At 57.5% G+C, this 12,387-nt stretch carries 10 protein-coding genes; 9 read left to right on the top strand and 1 reads right to left on the bottom strand.

What is annotated here, in order from left to right; genetic code table 11:
• From ID864_RS05655 to ID864_RS05645, 3 genes are all read left to right on the top strand, one after another.
• A complete protein-coding gene (locus ID864_RS05655) occupies positions 1–4,545 on the top strand; it encodes an RHS repeat-associated core domain-containing protein (protein ID WP_191149535.1) in 4,545 nt (1,514 codons plus the stop codon).
• A gap of 10 nt (positions 4,546–4,555) precedes the next feature.
• Complete coding sequence (locus ID864_RS05650) at positions 4,556–4,906, top strand: hypothetical protein (RefSeq protein ID WP_191149534.1); 351 nt, start codon at positions 4,556–4,558, stop codon at positions 4,904–4,906.
• Positions 4,907–5,493: 587 nt separating this feature from the next.
• A complete protein-coding gene (locus ID864_RS05645; protein ID WP_187497924.1) occupies positions 5,494–5,781 on the top strand; it encodes a hypothetical protein in 288 nt (95 codons plus the stop codon).
• Positions 5,782–5,901: 120 nt separating this feature from the next.
• Here ID864_RS05645 and yghU read toward each other — a convergent pair whose 3' ends face one another.
• Positions 5,902–6,753 carry a glutathione-dependent disulfide-bond oxidoreductase gene (yghU, locus tag ID864_RS05640; protein WP_048914742.1) on the bottom strand — a complete coding sequence of 284 codons (852 nt, stop codon included), beginning with the start codon at positions 6,751–6,753 and terminating at the stop codon, positions 5,902–5,904.
• A gap of 132 nt (positions 6,754–6,885) precedes the next feature.
• Between yghU and ID864_RS05635 the strand changes: the two genes are divergently transcribed.
• The 6 genes from ID864_RS05635 to ID864_RS05610 all read left to right on the top strand — a co-directional run bounded on the left by ID864_RS05635 (position 6,886) and on the right by ID864_RS05610 (position 12,328).
• On the top strand, positions 6,886–7,524 hold the full coding sequence (locus tag ID864_RS05635; protein WP_191149533.1) for a DNA-3-methyladenine glycosylase I: 639 nt from the start codon (positions 6,886–6,888) through the stop codon (positions 7,522–7,524).
• A 120-nt stretch (positions 7,525–7,644) separates the two neighbouring features.
• Positions 7,645–9,234, top strand: a complete 1,590-nt coding sequence (gene prfC, locus ID864_RS05630; protein ID WP_048914744.1) for a peptide chain release factor 3 — start codon at positions 7,645–7,647, stop codon at positions 9,232–9,234.
• Between the two features lie 276 nt (positions 9,235–9,510).
• The gene (gene osmY / locus ID864_RS05625) at positions 9,511–10,125 is read left to right on the top strand and encodes a molecular chaperone OsmY (RefSeq protein ID WP_048914745.1); all 615 of its coding nucleotides are present in this window, start codon (positions 9,511–9,513) and stop codon (positions 10,123–10,125) included.
• Positions 10,126–10,249: 124 nt separating this feature from the next.
• The gene (locus ID864_RS05620; RefSeq protein ID WP_072166347.1) at positions 10,250–10,411 is read left to right on the top strand and encodes a DUF1328 domain-containing protein; all 162 of its coding nucleotides are present in this window, start codon (positions 10,250–10,252) and stop codon (positions 10,409–10,411) included.
• A 91-nt stretch (positions 10,412–10,502) separates the two neighbouring features.
• The gene (locus ID864_RS05615; protein ID WP_133624627.1) at positions 10,503–11,555 is read left to right on the top strand and encodes a patatin-like phospholipase family protein; all 1,053 of its coding nucleotides are present in this window, start codon (positions 10,503–10,505) and stop codon (positions 11,553–11,555) included.
• The gene (locus ID864_RS05610) at positions 11,552–12,328 is read left to right on the top strand and encodes a TatD family hydrolase (RefSeq protein WP_048914747.1); all 777 of its coding nucleotides are present in this window, start codon (positions 11,552–11,554) and stop codon (positions 12,326–12,328) included. The genes ID864_RS05615 and ID864_RS05610 overlap by 4 nt, the downstream gene beginning before the upstream one ends.
• Positions 12,329–12,387 lie beyond the last annotated feature (59 nt).

The raw sequence follows: 12,387 nt of genomic DNA, 5'->3' as shown, positions 1-12,387 counted from the left end.
ATGGCGGATGAGTTAATCGCAGCGCGCATCGACGACCCGCTGGTCCACAGCTCGCTGCTGGGGGACTTCGCCGCCGGGCTGGTGGAAGGCGCGATCTATCTGGCGGTGTTCTCCGCCGGGGCGGCGATGGCCGCCAGCGGTGTTGGCGTGGCGATTGGCGCCGCGCTGGTGGTGGGGGCGATGGTCAACGGTTTTCCGGAGCGCATCGGCAGCATGGTCAGTGACGCCGTTGATGGCCTGCTGGATACCCTCGGCATGCGTGGCCCGCCGGATGCGCTGATTACAAGCGGTTCCGATAACGTGCTGATGAAGGGCAAAAAAGCGGCGCGTGCGGCGGGTAAAGTCGACCATGATTTTCTCAACGCCCCGGCCCCGAAAGCGGAAGATGAGCCGGGCGCGCTGGCGATTGCTATGGCGATGGCCACCAGCGTGGCCGATACCGTGCGCCATCCGGGGGCTTTTCTCAGCGCACTGGGCGAGAGTATCAGCAGCATCAACGCCGATTCGGTAGGTAACTTCTTCAAAAACGTCGGCCAGGATATTGTGCAGCCGACCGTGGCCAGCGCCAGCCCCTATGCGACCCCGTCGGATAAAGATACCGTGGCGTGCAGCAAAGGGCATATGGTGGAGAGTGAAAACTTTCTTGCGGAAGGCTCAAAGCGCGTACTGATTAACGGCCACCCGGCGGTGCGCAACGGTCACCGCAGCACCTGCGAGGCGAAGATAGAAGTTGCTGACGACCCGCGCGTGCGCATCGGCGGCGACAGCATCGTGGTGCGCGACATCCGCAGCGGTAAAAATTTCCTCGCCTACTTTGCCGGCAACCTGATTGGCGGCGGACTCGGCAAGGAGCTGGGGCAGCTGGGCGTGCAGATGCTTGACCGCTCGGTCAGTCGCCTGATGGCGCGCCTGGCGGTGCGTAAAACCGCCTGCGCCATCGGCGGTGAAGCGGTGGGGAACGCGGCGGCGGCGGCCGTTGGCAGGCTGGCGCAGAACGCCATGGCGACCGCGCACCCGGTCAATATTGCGCTGGGGTCGAAGATCCTCGCCGGGCAGGAAGATCTCGACTTTGTGCTGCAGGACCGTATCCCGCTCTACTGGCAGCGCATCTACCATAGCCGCAACCGCGCCAGCGGGATGCTGGGCAGCGGCTGGATGCTGCCGTTTGAGACCCGCCTGCTGCGCGTGCAGGCAGCGGACGGTACGCTGCATTTTCTCTGGCGCGATATGTCCGGGCGCGAGCTGGGGCTGGGCGAAGTGCGCCCAGGTGATGTGATCCAGTTCCATGAAGATGGCTTTACCCTGTACTGCACCCTGCAGGGCGTGGTGGTGATGCAGACCGCGCAGGGGGAGTTTTTCCTCTACGAGCCGGACCCGACCCGCGAAGGCGAGTGGCGCATTGCGCGCCAGTACGATCGCCACGATAACTGCCTGCACTTCAGCTGGAACGACGCCGGGCAGCTGGTCTCCATCGCCAGCGACAATGAGGCGCTGGAAGTGCGCCTCAGCTATGAGAATGCTCACGGGCGGCTGGCGGCGGTGCATCAGCAGGTAGACGGCGCGCCGCAGCTGCGGGTGCGCTATGCCTACAACCCGCAGGGGCAGCTGATTGCGGTGCAGGATGCGGACGGCATCACCACCCGCTGCTTTGGCTGGGATCGCGCCAGCGATCTGCTGGCCTCGCACAGCTACGCCACCGGCCTGACGGTGGCGTATCAGTGGCGGCCCGCCGCCGACGGCGAGAACTGGCGCGTCAGCGAATATCAGGTTCTCGATGGCGAACAGAGCCTTGAGCACTGGCTGATCGATGCGGATGAACAGGCGCGCAGCGCCACCGTCACCTGCCTTTCAGGGGGCAGCAGCGAGCATCGCTGGGACGCGCTGTACCGTATTACTCACTACACCGACAGCTACGGCGCGGAGTGGCGTTATCGCTGGGCGGCGCAGGGCGAACTGTTGCTCAGCACCACCGGCCCGCAGGGTGAGCGCTGGGAGTATGGCTACGACGAGCGCGCCAACCTGACGCAGGTGAAAGATCCGCTGGGGCGCTCGACGCTGACCGTCTGGCACCCGGTATGGGCGCTGCCGGAGCAGGAGGTCATGCCGGACGGTGCCGCCTGGCAGTATCAGTACAGCGCGCTGGGCGATGTGGTGGCGGTAACCGATCCGCAGGGTGCCGTGACGCGCTACCAGTGGAACGCGCAGGGCGACCTGACCTGCACGATTGATGCGCTGGAGAATACGCACCGCTACGCCTGGGATGAGCGCGGCCAGCTGCTGCATGACGAGGACTGCTCGGGCTACCAGAGCCATAACCAGTATGATGCCGCCGGACGGCTGGCAGCGCACACCGACGCTGCCGGTAACTGCACGCGCTACCGCTGGAGCGCGGCGGGCCGTTTGCAGCGGCTGACCCGCCCGGACGGGCGCGAGACGCTTTACGAGTACGATGCCGCCGGGCTACTGACCGGCGAGAATATTGACGGCTTCAGCGAGCGTAAGGTAAAACGCAACGTGCGCGGGCAGATTGTCAGCGAGATCAGCCCCGCCGGGCACGTCACCCGTTACCAGTACGATCGCTTTGGCCGCATGACCGGATTGATCAACGCCAACAGTGACCGCTGGCAGTTTGAGTACGACAGCGGCGAGCGCCTGCTGGCGCAGACTGACTACGCCGGGCGGCGTAAGCGCTATCGCTATGACCAGCAGGGCCAGGTGGTTGAGATAACCCAGCAGCCGCTGCTGCAGGCGGGCGAAGCGCTGGCCGCACACAGCACAAAGATGGAGTATGACGCGCTGGGCCGCATTACCGCCCGGCAGACGGCGGAGCACCGCACCGAGTACCGGTACCAGCCGCGTGGCATCACGCTGCGCAAAGTGGCGCTGGCACAGTGGCAGCAGGCGCAGTCTGCGGGCCAGGCGGTAGCGTGGGCGGAAGAGCTGAACTTTACCCGCGACGCGCTCGGCAACCTGCTGAGCGAGGAGAACCACGGCGGCCTGTGGCAGTATCAGTATGATGCGCTGGGCAACCTCAGCCAGAGCAGCCGCCCCGATGGTCGGGCGCTGAATTTCCTGCGTTACGGCAGCGGGCACCTGCTGCAGCTCAACCTGCAGCACGCCGGGCAGAACCAGGAAATTACGGCTTATCAGCGCGACGCGCTGCACCGCGAGATCGTGCGCAGCCAGGGCGCGCTGAGCCTGGAGACGCGCTATGACCGCGTCGGGCGCATTGTGATGCGGCGCAGCCCGGTGCTGGAACGCCGCTATCAGTGGGACCGGCTTGACCAGGTGGCGCAGCAGACGCTGATTAACGGCGTCAGCGCCGACGGCGAAGCGCCGTTTGCGCAGCAGCGCTTTGGCTACGATGCCGAAGGGCAGGTGACGCGCAGGCTGCGCCCGCAGCAGGAGGAGCGCTTCCACTATGACCCGGCGGGCAACCGCACCGATGCACCGGGGCAGGTGGTGTGGCACAACCTGCTGCAGCGGCTGAAGGGGGCGCGCTGGCAGTATGACGGCTTTGGCCGCCTGACGTGGCGCCGCGCCGCGCGCGACGGCGTGGAGCAGCATTTCGCCTGGGACGACGAGCACCGCGTGTCGGAGGTGACCCTGAGCGGCCACCGCGAGTTCAGCCGGGTGGCCTACCGCTACGACCTGCTTGGGCGGCGTACGCAGAAGATCCTGCATCGCCACGGCGAGTCACCGGATGATGCCGAGATTGTCACTTTCCACTGGACCGGCCTGCAGATGGTCGGCGAGCAGAGCAGCCGTCAGCCTGCGCGCAGCACGCAGTATATCTACGCGGAGGGCGGCTGGGAGCCGCTGGCGCGGGTGGACAGCGTGGGCGAGAGCAGCGAAACGTACTGGTATCACAGCGAGCTGAACGGCCTGCCGGAGCGCATGACCGACCAGTATGGCGAGGTGGTGTGGCAGGGGACTTTCTCCACCTGGGGGGAAACGGAGCGCGAGAGCAGCCCGCGCGGGTTGAAGCAGAACCTGCGCTTTCAGGGGCAGTATTTTGACGCGGAGACCGGGCTTCACTACAATTTATTCCGCTACTACGACCCGGTGGCAGGGCGGTTTACCCAGCTGGACCCGATAGGGCTGGCGGGGGGGCTGAACACCTATGCTTATGTGCCGGACCCGCTGACGTGGGTGGATCCGCTGGGGTTGAGTGGTTGTAAGCCAGAAAAATGGGATGTAAATTCTCATCAGGGCAACAAGAATGCGGTGAAGGGGTTAAATCTTGGGTTGGACTCGCATCACGTGGGCCAGAAAAACCTGATGAAAGATTTGGTCGAAGGATATGATCCTATGACTGCACCTGCCATGTTAGTGCCGCGTGTTGGCCATACCGTATCGAAAGAAGGTGTTGGAATTGTATCCAGAAGCAAAATAAATGCTAACACTGGATTGCCGTTTACAAATGCCAGAGATGTTATCGCAAGAGACATCAAAGAATTAAGGCGAGTTTACCCTGAAGTGCCGAATAGTAAACTTCAGGAGCTTATCGATTTAAACAAGAAAATGTACCCTGAGCTAAGGTGATGAGGAATATATGAATCTTAATGAACAGGTAGTTAATGCAATTTTCAAAGAGTTATTTGAAGATAACTCCTCGCGTTATAAAAAATCTTTAAAAAAAACAGTTAACAACGATACTGATGTTTATGCTAAAGCAAGAAATGCTTTGGCTAAACTAAGTGATGCGGACAAAGATGATGTTTTAAGGTTTATTGATGTTGCAATTGCCGATAGTGCTTCAGTAATACTAGGCACTCTCGATGGTTCTCATTATCCTGATAATATAGATGGTGATTTTATTGTTACTTATAAAGATGAAGAAATACAGGGTGAATTGCAAGAACTCTTTATAGAAAAAGCTGAAAACAAAGATATATATAATTAAATGAAACCGGAAGTGATCCTTGAGAACCTTCCGGGTTTATTTTTTGGTTTGTAGCGGATTAGCGTAACCCAAGAGAGAATGGCAGTAAAAAAATATTTGGTTTTATGTTCGGGTTCTGTAAATAATGTTACGTAGCTGCCAGCTTTTCGAAGGTGGCAGTTAAGACTGTCACCGAATGCGATAATAGAACCACTCAATCCTGAGCCGTGTAAGCTTTCTTAATAAATTTAAAAATGAGTTTAAGCAGGCATCTGTAATTCCTGGAAGTGAGTTGAGAGATTGGTCTTCATGCAAAGATAAAAAATGGCCAGTTATCGGCATTGATGGCCAGGGTGAATATGTTTCAATTAAATTGTTTGTTAAAAATGCTGTATCGCAAAGTGATAGTGACTACCCAATTCCCACATTCAAAATAGAACGTGTGTGTAATGAGGGTGATACGATAAGTCCTTTGCTTCAGTCAAATATACTAGAGCTTTGATTATCTCAAAGTGAATGGATGCTAAAGCAGGAAGATTATGCCAAAGTAGAATGGTGTGATTAAATTTACGCAGGTGTTTCTTCAACTATAGCAATAAGGATAGCGAATGAACGATAAAAAAATCAGTAGCCTGGTAATATACAAACTGATGCTGATAGGCTTTGGGGTATCAATAATGGTGTTGTCCACTATCATTGGTATAGCCGGTATATTCGGTGCAGGCGTGGTGAAATTTAACGATAAACTCATTACGGGTATTGCTGCATTACCTGTTTCTCTATTTAGTGGCCTGCTCATTACGGTGGGATTTACTGCTATTTTTGGTACCCTGGCTTTTATCGGGCTGTGGTTATATAGCAAAGTCAGGCCGCTTAAAATAAAAGTCATTGATTAATCATCTTATCGGTGAGCACGACATCCCACTCTATACGGCACGGCCGGTATCTCTCCGTGAGGCTTAAGGCAAAATGCCGGTGGGATTGGGCGGCCTGGCTCAGGCCGCCCTCTGCCGCTCTTACAGCCCCAGCTTAGCAAAGTCCTGCGCGTCGTGGCGCTCCGCCAGCTGCTCGTTCTCCGGGCCCCAGGTGCGGTTAACCACGCGGCCGCGTTTTACCGCCGGGCGGGCTGCCACTTCGTCGGTCCAGCGCAGCAGATTTTTGTACGATGCTGCATCAATAAACTCCGCCGCCTCATACATCAGCCCCTTCACCAGCGCGCCGTACCACGGCCACACCGCCATATCGGCAATCGTGTAATCATCCCCGGCAATATAACGATGCTTCGCCAGCTGCTGGTCGAGCAGGTCGAGCTGTCGCTTGGCTTCCATGGTGAAGCGGTCGATAGCGTATTCGATTTTCACCGGTGCATAGGCGTAGAAGTGGCCAAAGCCACCGCCCAGGTAAGGCGCAGCGCCCTGCAGCCAGAACAGCCAGTTCAGCGTTTCGGTGCGCGCTGCCGGGTCTTTCGGCAGGAAGTGGCCAAACTTCTCGGCGAGGTAAAGCAGGATAGCGCCGGACTCAAATACGCGGGTACCGGGAATGGTGGTGGTGTCGAGCAGCGCCGGGATTTTCGAGTTCGGGTTCAGCGCAACGAAACCGGAGGAGAACTGGTCGCTGTCGCCGATGCGGATCAGGTGCGCGTCATACTCCGCGCCCTGCACGTTTAACGCCAGCAGCTCTTCCAGCAGGATAGTCACCTTCTGGCCGTTCGGCGTGCCCATCGAATAGAGCTGTAGCGGGTGCTTGCCGACCGGCAGCTCGGCGTCAAAACGCGCTCCGGCAGTCGGGCGGTTGATGCTGCCCCAGGTGCCGCCGAGGGCTTTGTTTTCGCTCCAGACTTTTGCTGGCTGATACTCTTTATCGCTCATAATTTACACGGCCTTGTTAAGTGGGGATGGAGTAAACGTAGTTGAACAGGTTGGATTATGCGATTAGGTATAGCATTGCGTGCGCGTTGGCGTTTACCCTCAAAGAGCACTGTTAAACAAGGAGAGCGTTAAATGGATAACGTGGATCTTGCCGCTTCAGGGCTGACCCTAAGCGCAGACGGGCGCACCTGCTGTGCCTGGCAGCCTGCCATGCCGCATTACCACGATAGCGAGTGGGGGCGGGTGGTGGTGGATGACATCCTGCTGTTTGAAAAAGTGTGCCTGGAAGGATTTCTCTCCGGCATGTCGTGGAAGATGATTTATAACAAGCGCGATAACTTCCGCCTGGCGTTTGCCTGCTTTGATTTTCGCCAGGTGGCGCGCTTCAACGATGAGGATATCGCCCGGCTGATGGCGGATAAGGGTATCGTGCGCAACCGCGCTAAAATCCTCTCGACCATTAATAACGCGCAGCGGGCCATCGAGCTGGTGGACGAAGCGGGTTCGCTGGCGGCGTGGTTCTGGCAGTTTGAGCCTGCGGCGGACCAGCGCCCGGCGCAGGTTGACCTGGCGTACTGGCAGACGGTGAAAACCTGCCCGGAAGCGCAGGCGATGTCAAAAGCGCTAAAAAAACGCGGCTGGACGTGGGTGGGGCCGGTGGCGACCTACTCGCTGATGCAGGCGCTCGGGCTGGTGAACGATCATCTGGCAGGCTGCTGCATTCGGGCCGAGTGCGAGGCCGAACGATCGGCTGCGATAAGACCGTCCTGACCGCTGTTTACGGCGTTTGTCGGCCATTCGGCTGAATAAGCGCCGTTGTTCATTGTTTCTCACGCCGGGATCGGCGAAAATGCCGGCCATTAATGATTCATCATCTGTAGAAGAATTTTCATGTCAAATGCACCCTTTATGCAAGAGGTGGCTCGCCGCCGCACTTTTGCCATCATCTCGCACCCGGATGCCGGTAAAACCACCATCACTGAAAAAGTGCTGCTGTTCGGACAGGCGATCCAGACCGCCGGTACGGTAAAAGGCCGCGGCTCCAACCAGCACGCCAAGTCCGACTGGATGGAGATGGAAAAACAGCGCGGTATCTCCATTACTACCTCGGTGATGCAGTTCCCCTATCGCGATAGCCTGGTCAACCTGCTGGACACCCCGGGGCACGAAGACTTCTCCGAAGATACTTACCGTACTCTGACGGCGGTTGACTGCTGTCTGATGGTGATCGACGCCGCGAAAGGCGTTGAGGATCGTACCCGTAAGCTGATGGAAGTGACCCGTCTGCGCGACACGCCGATCCTGACCTTTATGAACAAGCTCGACCGTGACATCCGCGACCCAATGGAAGTGATGGACGAAGTTGAGAGCGAGCTGAAAATCGCCTGTGCGCCAATCACCTGGCCAATCGGCTGCGGCAAGCTGTTTAAGGGCGTTTACCACCTGTATAAAAATGAAACCTACCTGTACCAGACCGGTAAGGGTCATACCATTCAGGAAGTGCGCGTGGTTAAAGGGCTGGATAACCCGGAGCTGGACGCCGCCATCGGTGAAGATCTCGCCGGGCAGCTGCGCGACGAGCTGGAGCTGGTGCAGGGCGCATCGCACGAGTTTGACCGCGAGCTGTTCCTGGCAGGCCAGCTAACCCCGGTGTTCTTCGGGACTGCGCTGGGTAACTTTGGCGTTGACCACATGCTCGACGGGCTGGTTGAGTGGGCGCCATCGCCGATGCCGCGCGATACCGATCTGCGCACCGTCACCGCTGCCGATGAGAAATTTACCGGCTTCGTGTTTAAGATTCAGGCCAACATGGACCCGAAACACCGCGACCGCGTGGCGTTTATGCGCGTGGTGTCCGGTAAATATGAAAAAGGCATGAAGCTGCGCCAGGTGCGCACCGGTAAAGATGTCACCATCGCCGACGCGCTGACCTTTATGGCCGGTGACCGTTCGCACGTGGAAGAGGCCTATCCGGGCGATATTATCGGCCTGCACAACCACGGCACCATCCAGATCGGCGACACCTTTACCCAGGGTGAGAACATGAAGTTCACCGGTATACCGAACTTCGCCCCTGAGCTGTTCCGCCGCATTCGTCTGCGCGACCCGCTGAAGCAGAAACAGCTGCTGAAAGGGCTGGTGCAGCTGTCGGAAGAGGGCGCCGTGCAGGTGTTCCGCCCGGTCCACAACAACGATCTGATCGTGGGCGCGGTGGGTGTCCTGCAGTTCGACGTGGTGGTTGCGCGCCTGAAAAGCGAATACAACGTGGAAGCGATCTACGAAGCGATTAACGTCTCTACCGCCCGCTGGGTAGAGTGCAGCGACGCGAAGAAGTTTGATGAGTTCCAGCGTAAGAATGAAGTTAACCTGGCGCTCGACGGCGGCGATAACCTGACCTACATCGCGCCAACCATGGTGAACCTCAACATTACCCAGGAGCGTTATCCTGACGTGGTGTTCCGTAAAACCCGCGAGCATTAATCTTCTTAGGGCCGATCGAAAAAAAAGATCGGCCCCTACAATCTTACAGACTCCTCCTAAACACTCTCTTTTCTGCTGCTTTATCCATCAATTCAACCACTATCCCCGGTGAAATCCTGATTACCGTCTATATTGATTTCTACAGGACGCAAAATATGCGGCGCGGTTGCTGCAACGTTCACGGGCTAAGCTCCATCTGGCCGACAACTACAGCCACGCCGTTTGTGGCTGAAAAGCTCACCGTTGTGAGTGGTACTAATCAAAAGGAACGAATCGATGATCAACACTAAGATTGCAAAAACTCTGATGGCGGTAATGGTAGGTTCGGTACTGGCTGGTGGCTCTGCGATGGCAGCGGACACTATGACGGGCAAAGCGGAGTCTACCGCCGACAGCGCGGGTTCGAAAATCGATAGCTCAATGAAAAAAGTCGGTGGCTACATGGACGACAGCGGCGTAACGGCGAAGGTGAAAGCAGCCCTTGTCGATGACGAAGCGATTAAAAGTACCGATATTTCTGTCGAAACCCACAGTGGCGTTGTCACTCTGAACGGCTTCGTGACTTCCCAGGACCAGGCCGAGAAGGCTGTAGCGGTCGCGGGTAAAGTTGAAGGCGTGAAATCGGTTAGCGACAAACTACACGTAAAAGACAGCACTAAGCAGACAATGAAAGGTTACGCTGGAGATACGGCAACAACCTCTGAAATTAAAGCTAAACTGTTAGCAGATGACATCGTACCGTCACGTAATGTGAAAGTGGAAACCACTAATGGCGTGGTGCAGCTGTCCGGTACGGTGAAAACGCAGGCGCAGTCAGAACGCGCTGAAGGTATTGCCAAGGCCATTGATGGCGTGAAAAGTGTTAAAAACGATTTAGTGGTTAAATCGTAATTACCCGGCGGCCTTCGCTCTGCGGGGGCCACCACTGTCAGACCTGCAAAGAATAACGTTCAGCCACAAGCCGTGAGCTGAATGATAAAAACAGTTTGAATACACTACTGGTAAGGAGAGGCTTATGTTTCGTTGGGGTATTATCTTCCTGATTATCGCACTGATTGCAGCTGCGTTAGGGTTTGGTGGTCTGGCTGGTACAGCAGCATGGGCAGCAAAAATTGTCTTCGTTGTCGGTATCATTATCTTCCTGGTCAGCCTGTTTACCGGTCGTAAAAAACTCTAGTTTCCAAACGTTACATCTGAGAGCAAGAAGCGCCTCACAGATTTGACTGATAACAGGTATCCTCTCTTTTTCATCTGAGAGGATACCTGGCTTGGGCATACGCATCCCGATAACCCTCGGCAATATTGAGCCGCTGGCGTTAAAACCTTTCACCCCGGGCAGAATTGCTCTGGTGTGCGAAGGGGGTGGGCAGCGCGGTATCTTTACCGCGGGAGTGCTGGATGAGTTTCAGCGTGCTCACTTCAATCCTTTCGACCTGATGCTCGGCACCTCCGCCGGGGCACAAAACCTTTCCGCTTTCGTCTGCGCACAGCCCGGCTACGCGCGGCGCGTCATCACCCGCTACACCACCAGTAAACTGTTTTTTGACCCGATGCGCTTTGTGCGCGGTGGTCACTTGATCGATCTCGACTGGCTGGTGGATATTACCCGTTCTGAGTTCCCGCTGGCGCTCAGCGCTGCCGAAAAAATGTTTGCTGACGGGCGCGAATTTTATATGTGCGCCTGCCGTAGCGACGACTACACCCCAAGCTACTTCGCGCCGACGGCGGATAACTGGCACGACATTATTAAAGCCTCCAGCGCTATTCCCGGTTTTTATCGCCCCGGGGTGGATCTGGCGGGCGTCAGCTATCTGGACGGCGGTATCCGTGATGCGATCCCGGTGCGTGAAGCGGCGCGGCGCGGGGCAGATACCATTGTGGTGATCCGCACGGTCCCCTCTCAGATGACCTATACTCCGCAGTGGCTGAAGCGCGTGGAGCGCTGGCTGAGTGAGGGCGCTTTGCAGCCGCTGATCAACATTATGCAGGTGCACGAAGAGAGCTATCACCAAATTCAGAGCTTTATCGATAACCCGCCGGATAATCTGCGCATTATTGAGATCTACCCGCCGCGCCCGCTCGCCAGTATGGCGCTCGGCAGCCGGGTCGCCTCACTGAATAAAGATTATCATCTGGGCCGCCGCTGCGGGCGTTACTTCCTCGCCACCGTCGGCCAGTGGCTGAATGGCGGTGACAGCGTGGTGCGTCGTCATATTGTGGTGCCACCTGCGCCGGTGGCGAATGAGCCGGATCGCCAGGGGATTATTCTCGACCCGCTGGTGGGTAATGAAACCGATTACGATAAAGGATCGCTGGCATGACAATGCGTTTTGTCGATACCCACTGTCACTTTGATTTTCCGCCGTTTGTCGGTGACGAGGCCGCCAGCCTGGCGCGTGCCGCCGCTGCCGGGGTGGAGAAGATCATTGCGGTGGGCGTGTCGGCGCAGCGCTTTGCCGGCGTGCTGGCGCTGGCAAAGCAGCATGACGCTGTCTATGCCGCGCTGGGCATGCACCCGATGGCGATTGCCGAACACGGTGAGCCGCAGCTGGCAGCGCTGGAACAGCATTTAAAAGCACGCCCGCCAAAGCTGGTGGCGATTGGGGAGATCGGCCTCGATCTGTTTATCGACAATCCGCAGTTTGAACGTCAGCAGGCGCTGCTGGATGCGCAGCTGCGGCTGGCGCGTGACTACGATCTGCCGGTGATCCTCCATTCACGCCGCACTCATGACAAGCTGGCGCTGCACCTGCGGCGCATTGCGCTGCCGCGCCGTGGCGTGGTGCATGGCTTTGCCGGCAGCGAACAGCAGGCGCTGGCCTTCATTCGCGCCGGATATTCGATTGGCGTCGGTGGCACCATCACCTATGAGCGCGCCAGCAAAACCCGCAATACCCTTGCCCGCCTGCCGCTCTCTTCGCTGCTGCTGGAAACCGACTCCCCCGATATGCCGCTGCAGGGCTTTCAGGGCCAGCCCAACCGCCCGGAACGGGTAAAAGAGGTGTGGCAGGCCCTGTGTGAACTGCGCCCCGAATCCCCTGAGCAAATTGCTGAAACCCTGCGCCAAAACACCCGCACGCTCTTTGGCCTGTGAAGCACGGGCTACACTTCTGAGAGACCTGTTTTGCCTTGAAGATGAAATGTTATAATTAT

Source organism: Erwinia aphidicola (genome assembly GCF_014773485.1).
Classification (GTDB): Bacteria; Pseudomonadota; Gammaproteobacteria; order Enterobacterales; family Enterobacteriaceae; genus Erwinia; species Erwinia aphidicola.
The sequence above is the reverse complement of the archived record's forward strand: the minus strand, read 5'-3'. Positions and strand labels throughout refer to the sequence as shown.

What these genes read in the sequence shown, in the direction of transcription:
- ID864_RS05645 (WP_187497924.1), top strand. Translation starts at nt 5,494, where the DNA reads ATGAACGATAAAAAAATCAGTAGCCTGGTAATATACAAACTGATGCTG.
- osmY (WP_048914745.1), top strand. Translation starts at nt 9,511, where the DNA reads ATGATCAACACTAAGATTGCAAAAACTCTGATGGCGGTAATGGTAGGT.
- ID864_RS05650 (WP_191149534.1), top strand. Translation starts at nt 4,556, where the DNA reads ATGAATCTTAATGAACAGGTAGTTAATGCAATTTTCAAAGAGTTATTT.
- prfC (WP_048914744.1), top strand. Translation starts at nt 7,645, where the DNA reads ATGTCAAATGCACCCTTTATGCAAGAGGTGGCTCGCCGCCGCACTTTT.
- yghU (WP_048914742.1), bottom strand. Translation starts at nt 6,753, where the DNA reads ATGAGCGATAAAGAGTATCAGCCAGCAAAAGTCTGGAGCGAAAACAAA.
- ID864_RS05620 (WP_072166347.1), top strand. Translation starts at nt 10,250, where the DNA reads ATGTTTCGTTGGGGTATTATCTTCCTGATTATCGCACTGATTGCAGCT.
- ID864_RS05655 (WP_191149535.1), top strand. Translation starts at nt 1, where the DNA reads ATGGCGGATGAGTTAATCGCAGCGCGCATCGACGACCCGCTGGTCCAC.
- ID864_RS05610 (WP_048914747.1), top strand. Translation starts at nt 11,552, where the DNA reads ATGACAATGCGTTTTGTCGATACCCACTGTCACTTTGATTTTCCGCCG.
- ID864_RS05635 (WP_191149533.1), top strand. Translation starts at nt 6,886, where the DNA reads ATGGATAACGTGGATCTTGCCGCTTCAGGGCTGACCCTAAGCGCAGAC.